At 47.6% G+C, this 15016-nt stretch carries 8 protein-coding genes; all 8 read left to right on the forward strand.

What is annotated here, in order from left to right:
* Positions 1-106: 106 nt before the first annotated feature.
* The 8 genes from ACT6NV_RS00845 (at position 107) to ACT6NV_RS00880 (ending at position 14951) form a co-directional block, all read left to right on the forward strand.
* Positions 107-1351 carry a cation:proton antiporter gene (locus ACT6NV_RS00845; RefSeq protein ID WP_445385396.1) on the forward strand — a complete coding sequence of 415 codons (1245 nt, stop codon included), beginning with the start codon at positions 107-109 and terminating at the stop codon, positions 1349-1351.
* Between the two features lie 19 nt (positions 1352-1370).
* A complete protein-coding gene (gene galK / locus ACT6NV_RS00850; protein ID WP_445385397.1) occupies positions 1371-2543 on the forward strand; it encodes a galactokinase in 1173 nt (390 codons plus the stop codon).
* A gap of 103 nt (positions 2544-2646) precedes the next feature.
* A complete protein-coding gene (locus ACT6NV_RS00855) occupies positions 2647-3141 on the forward strand; it encodes a (2Fe-2S)-binding protein (RefSeq protein WP_445385398.1) in 495 nt (164 codons plus the stop codon).
* On the forward strand, positions 3142-5295 hold the full coding sequence (locus tag ACT6NV_RS00860) for a molybdopterin cofactor-binding domain-containing protein (protein ID WP_445385399.1): 2154 nt from the start codon (positions 3142-3144) through the stop codon (positions 5293-5295). It abuts the gene before it with no gap.
* A 391-nt stretch (positions 5296-5686) separates the two neighbouring features.
* Positions 5687-8671 (forward strand): SusC/RagA family TonB-linked outer membrane protein, encoded by a 2985-nt coding sequence (locus ACT6NV_RS00865; RefSeq protein ID WP_445385400.1) that lies wholly within the window; start codon positions 5687-5689, stop codon positions 8669-8671.
* A gap of 10 nt (positions 8672-8681) precedes the next feature.
* Entirely contained in the window at positions 8682-10025 is a 1344-nt protein-coding gene (locus ACT6NV_RS00870) for a RagB/SusD family nutrient uptake outer membrane protein (RefSeq protein WP_445385401.1), read from the forward strand.
* A 242-nt stretch (positions 10026-10267) separates the two neighbouring features.
* Positions 10268-12502: a tetratricopeptide repeat protein gene (locus ACT6NV_RS00875; RefSeq protein ID WP_445385402.1), complete on the forward strand. Its 2235-nt coding sequence runs from the start codon at positions 10268-10270 to the stop codon at positions 12500-12502.
* A gap of 211 nt (positions 12503-12713) precedes the next feature.
* The gene (locus ACT6NV_RS00880) at positions 12714-14951 is read left to right on the forward strand and encodes a hypothetical protein (protein ID WP_445385403.1); all 2238 of its coding nucleotides are present in this window, start codon (positions 12714-12716) and stop codon (positions 14949-14951) included.
* Positions 14952-15016 lie beyond the last annotated feature (65 nt).

Below are 15016 nucleotides of genomic sequence, written 5' to 3' on the forward strand. Positions count from 1 at the left end.
CATTTGAATCCTGATTCGTTTTCAAATTCGGGTTTCTGAAATTTTCATATTTGGGTATATCGGACGGAAAAATGTAATTTTCAGCTTCCTAAAACTGACGCTACCTATGGATTACTTCCTGATCACTTCAATCCTGGTCTTTATCTCAGCCATTTTTGGCTATGTGAACGTAAAATATATCCGCCTTCCCAATACGATCGGGCTAATGGTTATCAGCATCGTCTTTACCCTGGGGGCCTTTGCCCTGAGCTATGTAGACGATTCCCTCCTGCAGGCAGAACGCTATATTATCTCCCAGATCGATTTTAAAACCGTATTGCTGGACCTGATGCTCGGATTTCTGCTGTTTGCGGGTGCCCTTCATACAGACCTCGACAAAATCAGGGAACAGCGCTGGCCCATTCTGGCCTTTGCGACCTTCGGGGTACTGGTCTCCACCTTCCTGATCGGAACGGCCACCTATTTCCTGCTTCCACTTGCAGGCCAGAGTGTGGACTTTGTCTATTGTCTCTTATTCGGGGCCCTTATTTCCCCAACGGATCCTATAGCAGTCCTGGGGATTCTCAAAAAAGTGGGTGCCCCTAAAAAGCTGGAAACCAAAATCGTGGGAGAATCCCTGTTCAATGATGGCGTTGGAGTTGTGGTCTTCCTGACCATTTTTGGTCTGGCCAGCGGAGGCGGAACGGATTTCTCCTTGTGGGAAGTGGTGAAGTTATTTGTCCATGAAGTGGGCGGAGGCCTTATTTTGGGTATTTTGCTCGGTTGGATCAGTTTCAGGATGATGCGGGGAATAAACGATTACTCCATTGAGGTGATCATAACCCTGGCCGTTGTCATGATCGGGATTACCTCGGCCCAATACCTGCATGTTTCCGGACCACTAGCCATGGTTGCGGCAGGATTGATGATAGGGGGGCCGGAGGTGCGCAATGCCGCCATGTCTGAAACCACAGAGGTTTATGTGGATAAATTCTGGGAACTTATAGACATCCTCCTGAACACCATCTTATTTGTCCTGATCGGGATGGAGATGCTGGTGCTGGACCTGGAAACCGAATTTATACTGGCCGGCCTCATTATCATCCCGGTTACCTTGCTGTGTCGTTACCTGTCCCTCCTGATACCTGTAAATTTCTTCGCAAAACGGCTGGATTTTGTCCCCAACACCAACCTGATCATGACCTGGGGAGGCCTCAGGGGAGCCATCTCCATTGCACTGGCCCTGGGCCTTTCCGAGGAAATGTCCCGGGAACTCTTTCTGGTGATCACCTATGTAGTGGTCATTTTTTCCATAGTGGTGCAGGGGCTGACGGTAGATAAATTGATCGCCGGGCTTAAAAAACGCTGGTAAGACAGGTCTGAAAATGCCTATGGACCCAAACCTCATTAACAATATCGAAAGCCGGTTCAGGAGTGCATTCAATTTGGAACCGGTCATAATCGGCTCCCCGGGCCGGATAAATCTGATCGGGGAACATGTGGATTACAATGAAGGTTTGGTCCTGCCTGCAGCCATTGATAAAGGTGTTGTTGTAGCGCTGCAGCGAGCAGTGAACAACCCTGTAGGCCTTAGCAAAGTGATCGCTTCGGATCCGGGGGAATCCTTCGAATTTGACCTCAATCACGCGCTTTATCCCCTTGAAAAAGGAGGTTGGCGTAACTATGTAATCGGAGTAGTTGCGGAAATGCAAAAGCTGGGCTGCCCCCTTGGCCCGTTCAATCTCGTTTTTGGCGGTAACCTGCCACAGGGCGCCGGCCTTTCTTCTTCTGCGGCGCTGGAGAACGGAATTGTTTTTGGTCTGAATGAATTATTCTGTTGTAACCTCAGCAAGGAAGAAATGATTCTGGTTTCCCAGCGGGCGGAACAAAACTATGCCGGGGTACAATGTGGGATTATGGACCAATTCGCCAGCATGTTCGGGAAGGCGGAACATTTTCTATTTCTGGATTGCAGGAGCATGGAATACACCGCGGTTAACGGAACCCTGAATGGGTATCACTGGGTACTGCTCAATTCAAAAGTTAGCCATGCCCTGGCGGATTCTGCCTATAATCAGCGGCGCGCGCTTTGTGAAAAAACAGCTGCCTTATTAGGGAAAAAATCCCTGCGAGACTGCAGCCTGCATGAACTGCAAGGCCTTAAAAAGAAAGGGACATTATCTGAGGATGCTTTTCAGAAAGCATCTTATGTCGTAAAAGAGATCGAACGGGTAAGGAGGGCCTATGAAGCCCTGAAAAACAAGGATGCCCAATCTTTAGGTGATTATCTTTTTGAAACCCACCAGGGCCTATCACAGGCATATCAGGTAAGCTGCCCGGAGCTGAATTTTCTGGTGGCGGTTGCACAGGCACATACCGGGGTTCTCGGCGCCAGGATGATCGGAGGCGGATTTGGCGGCTGCACCCTGAATCTGGTAAAAGAAGAGCTTGTAACCGATTTTACGGAACAAAGCCTGGAGGCCTACCATCGGGAATTCGGTATTAAATGTGAGGTAATCCCCATCCACTTATCCGAGGGTACACATTTAATTGGCAGGGCCTGATTTCAACTGTATTTTCCATAACCATGGGCCCGGAAATCAGCCGGATTTTTCGTACTTTCATAACTCATAGCGCACGATTATTTTAGATCCCGATCAGCAAGACATGGAACTTAAACTTAATGTAAATAGTACGGTTCAGACCTTTACAATATCTGATGAAAACAGCCCGCTTTTATGGGTCTTACGGGATATCCTGGACCTGAAGGGAACCAAGTTTGGCTGCGGGAAGGCAGCTTGTGGTGCCTGTACGGTACTTATCGATGGCGAGGCCCTCCGGTCTTGCGTGTATCCTGCCCGGCTGGCTGTTGATAAAGAAATAACCACCATTGAAGGCCTGGGGACTGAAACCGAACCCCATCCGGTACAACAGGCCTGGAGTGAGGAAATTGTACCCCAGTGCGGGTATTGCCAGCCCGGCTTTATGATGGCCACGGCCGGCCTGCTAAACCAAAACCCCGAACCCAGCGACGCAGACATTGACCGTGCTATTACCAATATCTGTCGCTGCGGCACCTATTACCGCATGCGAAAGGCGATTCACCGGGCTGTAGCCATACAGGCTGAAAACAAGCCCCAACAAGCCACTGAAAATTCCTAGATGGCTGAGAAAAAAAACATATCGAGGCGAAAATTCATTATCCGCGGCGGCCTGGGGACCATTGGGGTGGTAGCTGTCGGGTCCTATATCTTTCGAAACCCGATCAGGCGATCAATTCTGGAAATGGCCAACTCCATGGAGATGGCCTATGTGGGCCCTACTGACGACCCCATGATCTGGTTTGAAATCGATCAGAACAACCATATTATTTTGCATTCCCCCAAGGTTGAAATGGGCCAGGGCACCTTTACGGGCATGGTACAACTGGCTTCCGAAGAACTGGAAATAAATCCGGAAGAACTCCGGGTAGTGCATGCGGCCAGTGCTACTGGTAATGTGGATGGTATAAGCACAGGCGGAAGTACATCCATTGCCAGCATGTGGGTTCCGCTTCGCGAACTCGCGGCCACCTTCCGCGAAATGCTGAAAGGGGTGGCAGCCCAAAAGCTGGATACTTCTAAGGAACAGATCCAAATCCGGGGTGGGCAGATAGGCTTTGATAAGAACTGGTTGCCCCTCTCAGAGGTTGCGAGTGCACTGCAGGATACAGATATCCCGGAAGCCCCTTCTCTTAAGCCAATCGGGGAACACCGGGTGATTGGCAAGGACATCCCCAGGGTAGACCTGCACCCCAAAATTTTCGGGCATCCCATTTTCGGAATGGATGCCGCCTTACCCGATATGCTCTACGGAGCAGTGGTGCGGCCCACTAAAATTGGAGCACGCTTTGTAAGTGCCGACTACGCAGCAGCCGAAAAGATGCTGGGGGTAGTTAAAATCGTCCGTGAAGAAGACTTTATAGGTGTAGTAGCGGAGACCTATACACAGGCCGAAAACGCCAAGAACGCCGTCTCAGTTACCTGGGAGGCCCCGGCTGATCTGAATACGGCCGACATCCTTGAACAAATTCAGGTCGGGAACGGAAAAAGTTCCATCATCCAAAAGGAAGGCAGGGCCCTGGCCGAAGAGGATGAGCCGGTTGAAATGGAGTTCCGGAGCCCCCTTGGGGCGCATGCCCAACTGGAACCCAATGGGGTCGTCGCCTCAGTGGAAGGAGACAAAGTAACCCTCATGATTTCAACCCAGGTGGTGGCCCTGACCCGGAAGGAAGTAGCCGCCCGCCTGGACTTCGATGAGGAAAATGTAAACGTGATCCCTACTTACCTGGGGGGAGGTTTCGGACGCAGGCTGCATACCCCACATGCCATACAGGCCGCTTTGATGTCCAGGGCAGTGGGGCGGCCCGTAAAATATTTCTTTAGCCGGAAAGAAGAATTCCAGCACGACATGTTCCGACCCCCTACCCATCATGTGATGAAGGGCAGCCTGAATGCGGATGGCAAACTCATGCACCTCGAACATCATTTTGTAAGCGGGGCCGTAGGCAATAATTCGCCTTTGATGCCGGCTGGGCTGCCAACCATCCTTGGGGCAGACATTGGTGCCATCAGGGGCGGCTTTCTGCAGTACACTGCCGTTCCAAACCTGCGCAGCACCTACTGGCATGTAGAACTGCCCTTTGCCACCAGCTGGTGGCGCAGCCTGGGGCTGCTGGCGAACACCTTTGCCATTGAAAGTTTTATGGATGTGATGGCCCAAAAAAGCGGGATGAATGCAGCCGAATTCCGCCTGGCACATATCCCGGAAGATGCGGCTGGTATTCGTTTAAAAAATGTCATCCGGGCAGCGGTTGAGACCTCAGGCTACACTGAAGAATTAAAGGAAGGCCGGGCCATGGGCTTTGCGGCCTCTACAGACGCCGGCACCCCCTGCGCCCAGGTGGCGGAGGTATCGGTTGAAAACAATGAGATTAGGGTGCATAAATTTACTGTAGCCATGGACCCCGGTATAGCCGTAAACCCGGACCAGGTACGGGCGCAATGCGAGGGTTCTGTCATTATGGGTATGAGCGCCGCCATGTTTGAGGAAATGACCATAGAAAACGGGGAGTTACAACCCGAAATATACGGGCCCTACAAGATGGCCCTGATGAAACACGCCCCCAAAGAAATCGAGGTGGTCCTGCTACAGGGTATCGACCGGCCCGGCCCGGTAGGGGAACCGCCTCTGGGACCAGTTGCGGCGGCCATTGCCAATGCAGTCTTCCGACTTACAGGACAACGACTAACGGAGATGCCCTTCAGGCTCGGTTAATTATTAAAATGGTTTAGCTCCTCCAGAAGTAAATCCACACGAATTTTGGCATACCAGCCAGGCATAATTGATCCCGGTATAAATCAGCACCTGATCCCTTATTTTTAAGCCTTTACATTTATATTAAAGATATTGCTTCTTTAATGAGTTATTATTAAATAAATAAGTCATTCTTGACTTTTTAAAAGCTTTATCTGTTAAAATAAAATTTATTTGATAAATTTAATTTACATACCAGTTATTGAACAATTAACTTCTTGAATCGTTTACTCCCCCTAAAACGTACTTCAAGAAGGGGGAATACGTAATCAACCTAACCAATACGACCTTCCGGGCTTCGGAGCCGTATTTTCAATTTTACTGCATTATGCCAACTGCTCCCAGGATAATTTTGGCAATACTCCTATTGCTTACCAATTGGTCCCTGTCTGCCCAGCAGAAAACCATCAACGGAACAGTAAGGGATAACTTTAACGAACCCCTGCTGGGAGCCAACGTGTTGGTTGAGGGTACCCAGCGAGGGACTATCACCGGCCCGGACGGGACCTACCAGATCCAGGCCGCTGAAGGGGAAACCATCCTTTTTTCTTATGTGGGCTATATCACGGGGAGCGTTATAGTGGATAATCGGAATACCTACAACATTAATCTGATGCCCGGCAATGACCTGCAGGAGGTGGTTGTGGTCGGGTACGGAACCACCAGCCGCAAAAACCTGACAGATAACATTGCCTCCATCAGTAGCGAACAGATTGAGGAAATACCTGTCCCCTCCCTGCAGGGTGCCCTGGTGGGCAAGGCTGCCGGGGTACAGATCAGCCAGGTGGGCGGCCGGGCAGAAGGAGGCTTTAAGATTCGCGTCCGGGGTGTGGCAACCATTACAGGAAACCAGGAACCCCTCTATGTTATAGATGGGGTTCCCCTCTATAAAAATGATTTCAGCACCAATGGGTCCCCTATTAATGACCTGATTGCCCTGAACCCGGCTGACATTGAATCCATAGAAATCCTGAAGGACGCCTCTGCAGCAGCTATTTATGGCTCCCGGGGGACCAATGGGGTGGTCCTGATCAATACCAAAAAAGGGCGTCAGGGGAGAACCCGTTTCTCCTTTAACTCTTCCTATGGCTGGAGTGAACCCTCCAATACCAGGGAATGGCTTAATACGGAAGAATACGTAGAACTGTATACGGAGGCAGCCCTCAATTCCGGCTTTACGGAAGAAGACGCCGCCTTCTTTTTTAACCTCTTTGCAGAGGAAGAAGCCGACTGGCGCGAAGGGGCTGTAGATACAGACTGGCAATCCCTGGGCCTGGGCTCCGGCTCGGTACAGGATATCAGCTTCAGTGCCAGCGGGGGAAGCGAGAAAACGACCTTTTTCCTGTCTACAGGCTATAATAAAACAGAGGCCATCCTCAGAGGGAACGTTCTGGAGCGCTATTCCCTGCGTGCCAATATCGAGCATCAGGCCAATGACTGGCTAACCATAGGGCTTAACTCCAACCTGAGTAAATCCCAACTGGCCCGGATTGCCAATGACGGGCAGTTTGCAAACCCCATACAGGCCATTGCCCAGATCCCTTTTTCGCGGCCGTATTTGGAAGACGGGATTACCCCGAACACCAATACGCTCTATTACAACTTCCTGATGAATGAATTCAACGCAGAACACGAAACCAATATCTGGAGGGCTTTTGCAAAATTTTACGGACAAATCGATTTTACGGATAATCTCTACCTGCGGTCCGAATTTGGATACGATATTACGGACCAGCTGGAAGAACGCTTTTTTGGCAGCCTTACTGAATCTGCCTCCACCAATGGCTATGCAGATGCCTATGATGATAAAGAAGAGAAATTCGTCATCAACAATTACCTGCAATACCAGCTAAATAAAGAGAGGCTGCAACTGGAAGCCACCCTGGGGATGTCTTATGAAGATTTACTCATTAAGGGATTACGCATTGAAGGCCAGGATTTCCCTTCGGACCAACTCCGAAAACTGGGGAGTGCGGGGGAAATTACCGGGGGTACCTCCTATGAATGGCGCTCCACCCTGGTCTCTTACTTTGCACGGGCCAGCGCCACCCTCTTTGACAGTTGGCTTTTAAAAGCGAGTATGCGGGTAGACGGTTCCTCTGTTTTCGGGGCCAATTCCCAGTATGGTACTTTCCCGGCAGCATCGGTTGGCTGGCTGGCCTCCAATGAACCCTTCCTGCAAAACAGCAATACCATTTCAAACCTGAAACTGCGGGCCAGCTGGGGCATTACCGGGAACTCCAATACCAACCCCTTTGCCAGCCGGACCCAATTCAACACCAATACCTATAATTTAAGGCCGGGTTTTTTTCTGCAGCGCCTCGGGGACTCGGATTTAAGCTGGGAAGAAACGGAACAATACAATATTGGCATGGATCTCGGGTTTTTTAGCGACCGGGTAAACACTTCCATTGACTATTACGACAAGTATACCAAAGGCCTCCTTTTTGCTGTGCCAATCCCCGCCACCAATGGGATTCGAACAGTACAACAAAACCTGGGGGAAATTCAGAACAAAGGCCTGGAGTGGGTGCTGGATACCAAAAACGTCGTAACTGAAAATTTTAGCTGGGGTACCAACCTGAACCTGGCCTGGAATAAAAATGAGGTCAAAGCCCTTCGGAACGGGGACGATGTTTCAGGCGGGACAACTATTGTGAGGGAAGGAGAAGCCGTTACCTCTTTTTACCTTGTAGAATATGCCGGGGTAGACCCGGCCAACGGGGACGCCCTCTATTACCTGAATACAGATCTGCCGGACGGCAGCCTGGACCGGAGTACCACCAACAATTATAATGAAGCCAGCCGGAAGATCCTGGGCAACCCATTTCCTGACGTTATTGCAGGAATGACACATAATTTGCGCTACAAGGGCATTGATTTCTCTTTTACCTTCCAGGGACAATGGGGGGCGCAGCTTTATAATGGCGGTGGTATTTACCAGTCTTCCAATGCCGATTTTTTCGACAACCAGACTCGCGACCAGCTGGGTCGGTGGCAGCAACCCGGGGATATTACCAATATACCCCAGGCACGGCTCTTTGGGGGAAACGGTTCCCAGGTTTCTTCTCGTTACCTGGAAGACGCAGATTTTATCCGCCTCAGAAACCTGACCCTGGGATACACCCTGCCGGTTGACATTACCCAAAACCTGGGCATGGACCGGATCCGTTTCTATTTTACCGGGGTCAATCTGCTAACCATAACGGATTATACGGGCTGGGACCCTGAATCCATTGCAGACTTCGCTTCCGGGATTTCTGCAAATTCCGGCTTCGTATTCTATTCACCGCCCCAGGCGCGTACGCTCACCTTTGGGATCAATGTAGATTTTTAAAAAGCCTATCATGAAAAATAAACATATCATCCTTAGTCTTCTATTTTTGTTGTTTTTGGGTTGCGATAACAACCTGGACACCCAGCCTACAGATAGCCTGACGCCTGAACAGCTCCTGGAAAATCCGGAGAACCTGGATAAAACCCTATTGGGCGCTTATGCCACTTCTCTAATGTATGCCGGGAATTACCAGACCGCAACGGAGCTTCTGGTCAATGAAGGGCAACTGGCCTACCGGGGCACTTTCCCGGATTTCTTCGAATTTGACCGCAAACAAGTAACGACTTCTGGCAATTTTTATATCAATTTTACCTGGTTCAATTCCTACAGTAGCATTAACCTTTGCAACCTGGTGCTTGACAATTTGGAATTGCAGGAGGATGATGAAATCCGTTCCCGCCTGGAAGGAGAAGCCAAATTCCTTCGGGCCTTACATTATTTTGAACTGGTACGCTTTTACGCCCTGCCCTTTGAAACAGGTGAATCCAATGGACAATTGGGCGTCCCGCTGGTATTCGAGGCCGTTACCAACCTGAGCCAGGTTACCTACCCGTCGCGCAGTTCCGTAGGGGAGGTATATGCCCAGATCCTTTCAGATTTACAGGATGCCTATACCCTGCTACCACCAGACAATGCCGAACGGGCAGACCGCTTTGCCGCCCGTGCGCTCCAGGCCCGGGTGTACCTGCAACAGGGAAATTACGCAGCCGCCCGGGACGCGGCCCATGATGTGCTAGTCAATAGCGGTCACAGCCTGGCACCAACCCTGGCCGCTGCCTTTAATAATGAAGCAGATGGCATTGAAGATATTTTTGCCTGGCAGGTAACCACTCAGGATGGATTTAATGACTTCAACAACTACTGGGCCACCCTGCAGTTCGGGGGACGTTCCCAAACAGCCGATGTTACTATTGAGCCTCCTTTTTTTAACCTCTTTACCGGACCGGATGACCGCTCTGATTTTTTCTATAGTGGCAATGGGACCACAGTTACGGGGAAATGGCAGGGCCAGTTTGCCAATGTACCCTATATGCGCATTGCGGAAATGCATCTGATCCGGGCCGAATCCAATTTCCGGGAAGGTAGCAGCCTCGGGCTGACCCCTGAACAGGAGATTAACGCCCTGCGAGGACGTTCCAATGCCGGCCCGCTATCAGGGATAGGCTTACAGGACATTCTGGAAGAACGGCAGCGCGAACTGGCTTTTGAAGGGTTCCGCCTGCATGATGCCAAAAGGCTGCAGCAAACCATTGACGGCCTTCCATATAATGCAGCTGTTTTGGTAATGCCTCTGCCCCAACGTGAAATTGACGTAAACCCCAACCTGGTTCAGAACCCCGGTTATGAGAATTGAGGGTGATGGAAAGTTGGCAGTGGGCAGTGGCAGTTTTCAGTAGGCAGTGGCAGTTAGCAGTGGCAGTTTTCAGTAGGCAGTGGCAGTTAGCAGTTAGCAGTTTTCGGTTCAAGGTTCAAGGTTCAAGGTTTAAAAACCCGCTTACTGCAACTGCATACTGCGAACTTAGATACAGTTGAATTAGAAGTTAAATGATGCAAACAACCCAAAAAGACCATTAATTAACATTAGTATTTAGTATCATGAGCAACTTCTTCAACGAACTCAAAAACCGCAACGTCTACAAAGTAGCTACCGCCTATGTAGTGACCAGCTGGCTGATATTGCAGGCCGTGGAAACCCTGGGGAACAACCTGGGATGGCCTTCCGCCATTGCATACTGGACTACCCTGTTGCTTATTGTGGGCTTTCCCATCGCACTGGTGTTGACCTGGCTCTATGAGTTTACTCCTCAGGGCCTGAAACGTACAGGTACGGTCCAGCAAGACACAGCAGATAACCGCAAAGCGGGCAGGCGCTTAAACCATATTATCATTGGGGTGCTGGCCGTGGCCCTTTGCTTTATGCTGGTGGAGCGGGTCTTTTTTGCGGGGAATACGAGTATCAATAAAAAACAGGAGGCAAGTATTGCGGTGTTGCCTTTTGAGAATATAAGCGTACTGGAAAACAGCGAAAATTTTGCCAAAGGCCTGACGGAACAAATTTTAAACGATTTGGCCCTATTAAGTGGTTTAAAAGTAATTGCCCCGAACTCTTCATTCTATTTGCAAGATAAAAACATGGACGACCTGGAAATTGCCAAACAACTAGACGTGAACTATTTACTTAAAGGCAGTTTACAATATGATGAAAGTAGTAATCGGATAAAAGTAATAACCAGACTGGTTAATGCCAACAATGGGTACTATTTATGGTCGGATGCCTATGAGGCTGATTTCATTGAAATCTTTGATATACAGGAAGATGTGAGCAGGAATGTTGCTTCTCAACTACGGGTACAACTACAACCACAGGAAGACAAGGCACTGGGAGCTAAACTAACTGAAAATTCTAAAGCTTTAAAACTTTACCTCGAGTCAAAAAATTATACGAAGAAAAGAACAGATCGAGATCTTAGAGAAGCCATTGACCTTTTAAATCAGGCCGTTAAATTAGAGCCTGATTTTGCAGAGGCACATGCTGAATTAAGCTGGTTGTATAGCCTGTTATATGCGTATGGAAGTCTTACAAAAGAGGAAAGGAATAAAGCCAAGAAAATTCACTTATCCAGAGCATTGGAATTAGCTCCAGAAAAACCTGAAGTACTTCATGCCAAGGCCGAGTACAATATGGTTATACTAGGAGAGGATTCTACACAGGTTATAGCAGATTTGAGAAAAGCTATTGAATTGAAACCCAATTATGCAGATGCCTATTATTCACTGAATCGAGCGTTGGGATGGGCAGGCAATCCTGAAATAGCCATTAAGTATTTAGAAAAAGCCTTAGAACTAGATCCTTATAACGAATTCTTTGCCAGTATGCTCGCAGGTCGATATTTCTATGTGAAAAATGATCACACACGCGCTTTCGATATCTTAGATAAAATAATAGAATCTGATTCTTCACTGACTGCGGCCAGAACAAAAGGAGTAATGGTACTTGGCGAACCCTATGGTGATCTTGTTCAGGCGTATAAACTATTTCATACTGCAGGTAAAAGTTATCCAAATGAACAGTGGAATCTTAACTATCATCTGCATTTATCAAACAATCTTGATCTTATACCTGTGGCCAAAGAATATGGCCGAAGGTCCCAAATGCGGTATCCCGATGCGATGTATATGTTTAATTCCTTATGTACACTGTATGCGCTAACAGAAGAATACGACAAATGGCTTGAACTGGTTGATTTCTGGGTTGCCGACAAAGGCATTGACAAGGAAATTGAAGCTTTAAACAGGGCAGCATTGCAGAAAGGTCTTGGAAATTATGACAAAGCAAAGGTTTTACTTGAAGAAACCTTTCCATACCTAACTAAAACGATTAGTGGTGACGAAATCGCCAACCTTCAACCGTTCAGTGCATTTTATGATTCCTTTAGTCCTTTGTTACTTTATATAGAAGTCTTGCGGCTACAAAATGATGCATCATTAGCTGATTCATTTGCCGCTGCATTTTGCGAATTCGCAGATTTAGAATTAAAAGAAGACCCTTCCCAACATCAATTATTGATTTCTTGCCTCTATGCTTCAAACGACACCTTAAGCTTTGTCAAGAAATTGGGTGAAAAGTACTTTGTTAAAAACGATCGAGGGAACATGTTTACAGATATAAAAATGGGTTCCTACAGACGCTTTGAGAAGAATCGGAAAGTTCGTGATCTTTTTAATCGCATAACCGAAGATACCCACCGCATGCGAGCCGAAGTCATTGCATACCTGAAGGAGGAAGGGGACTGGGACCCGGCCTGGGATAAGGAACTGGGACTGGAGTAGGCAGTTGGCAGTGGCAGTGGGCAGTGGCAGTTTTCAGTTGGCAGTGGCAGTGGGCAGCTGGTAGTGGCAGCTGGTAGTGGCAGTGAGCGGTAGGCAGTTATCGGTTCAAGGACTTGCATACTGCAACTGAATACTGCCTACTAAGAAACTTTTAAATTAGAAGACAAATGATGAAAACAATTCGTAAAGCCCAATAAGGAACATTAGCACCATGACCAACTTCTTCAACGAACTCAAAAACAGGAACGTCTACAAGGTAGCTACCGCCTATGTGGTCACCAGCTGGTTGATTTTGCAGGCCGTGGAAACCCTGGGAAACAACCTGGGATGGCCGCCCGCCATCGCCTACTGGACTACCCTGTTGCTTATAGTGGGCTTCCCCATCGCCCTGGTTTTAACCTGGCTCTATGAATTTACCCCGCAAGGGCTGAAACGAACAGGCAGCGTACAGCAAGACACGGCAGACAACAGAAAGGCGGGCCGGCGCCTGAACCATATTATTATTGGAGTGCTTGCCGTGGCCCTTTGCTTTCTGCTGGTGGAGCGGGTCTTTTTTGCAGGGGCAACCGGTATCAATAAAAAGCAGGAGGCAAGTATTGCGGTGTTGCCTTTTGACTTCCAAAGTACAGATAAAAGTCTGGCTTTTATGTCTGACGCATTTAGCGGAGCCATAAGCGACAGGCTTGGACAGGTAGCCGGTTTAACTGTTACCTCCAAAACATCAAGTTCCCAGTTTAAGGAAAATGGGAGTGATCCTCGGGAAATAGGAAGGAACCTCAATGTAAATTACCTTATTGAAGGCGACCTTCAATTTGAAAACAATCGAATTCGATTAAGGGCCAGGCTCATTAATGCCTCCAATGGATATGTACGATGGAATATACAGTACGATGAGGAGTTTAGCTCAATAATGGACATCGAAGAGGATCTGGCCAAGAAGGTGGTAAACGAACTGCGTATAGAAGTATTTCCAAACGAATCCCTGCAACTATCTAAAAAAATCAGTGAAAGTTCCGAAGCCTATAAATTATATCTGAGGGCTTTGGAACTTGGGAAGCAACGCACAGATGAGACAATGGGTAAAGCTATTGACCTGATTCAGGAAGCATTGATATTAGAACCCAATTTTGCCAAAGCACATGCAGAATTGGTAACATTATATTTGAATCGCCACGCTTACGGTGAAATGCCAGAAGATGAGATGCTGGAGAAAATGAAGTATCACTTTCAAAAGGCAAAAGACATAGATTCTGAACTTCCTGAAGTTTATTACGCTGAATCCAGGGTAGCAGAGATCATTCAAAAAGATACGAGTAAAGCTATATCCAGTGTGCGTAAAGCTGTTGAACTTAAGCCAAGTTATTCCGAAGCCTACTACGCACTATCCCGATGGATGTGGAGTATTGATAAGGAAGCAGGGATGAATTTGAGGATCAAGGCGTATGAGTTGGATCCTTACAATGAGTTCCTTGCGGCGATGATAGCGCAGAATTATAAGGGTTTGAGGAAGGATGAGAAAAAAGCTATGGAGATTTTAAATAAAGTCCTGGAAAAAGATCCATCCGCAAATTGGTGCTCCAGAATCAAAAGTGCTTTTTTGGCAGCAGCACCAAATGGTGATTTTAGCAGTGCCTTTATAACGCTTCATAAAGCGATGAAGGATGATCAATACGAGGCTGTTCACTTGGGATGGGCAATTGATTATTGCATAGAATTGGATTTGAAACCCCTAGCAGAGAAATACCTAAATCTTCGCGATTTAAAATATCCCAATAATCGAAATTCCTTTTACAAAAGATACTATTTTAATTCGTTCAGGAAAGATTATCAGTCCAATGTTGATTTGATTAATATATGGTCTTCGGAAAGGGGTTTACCCGAGAGCGAACGGGTCCTTTATCTGTCCTTTACATACTTTGATTTAGGACAATTGGAACGTGCAAAGAAAATATTAGAAGAAGGGCATCCCCAATTAGCACGACAAATTGCAAATTTGAAACCCACTGATAGCCTGCCTTTCAGAGAATTTGAAGATGAAATCGCATTTTACATAGATATCTATAGAGCTTTGGGAAATGATATAATTGCCGATATACTAGCAGATAAATCATGCGAATACTACGATAAATTGATCGTCGAAAGATCAATAGTTGATGACTATCCAAAAGATAATTTTAAAATGTTTTGTTACTACAACAAAAATGATGTAGACGGCGTCATAACTCTTTTAAACAAGATTTACTTTACGGATAAGGCGAGGCTTCCAGCTTTTGTTTTTAGTCAGATTCAGCAGAATTATTTTAAACCTTTCGAAGAAGACCAAAGATTTAAACTATTCGCTGAAAAAGTAACTGAGGAAACCCACCGTATGCGGGCTGAGGTAATTGAATATCTAAAGTCAGCAGGCGACTGGAACCCGGTCTGGGATGAAGAACTTGGTTTGGAGTAGATAGTTGGCAGTGGCGGTTTTCAGTAGGCAGTGACAGTGGGCATTGGGCAGTTATCGGTTCAAGG

The organism is Robiginitalea insularis, assembly GCF_052497835.1.